We start from the raw sequence: 420 nt of genomic DNA, 5'->3' as shown, positions 1-420 counted from the left end.
GCGCTAGGCTGAACTCTAGTCGGCGTTTCGGGGACTTCGATAAATGGCGGAAGCATCGGCTCGCGACGCCCTGCTGGTGGACGCCAGCACCTTCTTCGAGGTCTCGCTGGACCTGCTGATCATCCGCGATCTGGAAGGCACCGTGCTGAAGGCCAGCCGGTCCTGGCAGACCAAGCTGGGTCATCGCCCCGAGGACATGGAAGGCCAGCCCCTGCTGCGGCTCGTCCAGCCCGACGACATGCCCGGCACGCGCGACAGCGTGGTCGAGGTCGAGAACCGCAAGGAAGGCGATCCGGTCCGGGGCTTCATCAACCGCTATCGCCACGCCGACGGCCACTACCGCACCCTGGAATGGCGGGCCCAGCGCGCGGGCGACCGCATCTATGGCGTGGCCCGCGACGTCACCGACCGGGTGGCGGC

Annotated in this window: 1 protein-coding gene; it reads left to right on the top strand. The window is 68.1% G+C overall.

Annotated elements, in window-relative coordinates:
* Positions 1–43: 43 nt before the first annotated feature.
* The coding region (locus tag AB4Y64_RS17750) for a PAS domain S-box protein (protein ID WP_441817769.1) at positions 44–420 on the top strand (377 nt) is incomplete at its 3' end.

The organism is Lysobacter sp. TAF61 (assembly GCF_052113485.1).
In the GTDB taxonomy this organism is placed as follows: Bacteria; Pseudomonadota; Gammaproteobacteria; order Xanthomonadales; family Xanthomonadaceae; genus Lysobacter_J.
Note: the sequence above shows the minus strand (reverse complement) of the source record. Positions and strands in the feature narration are given on the sequence as shown.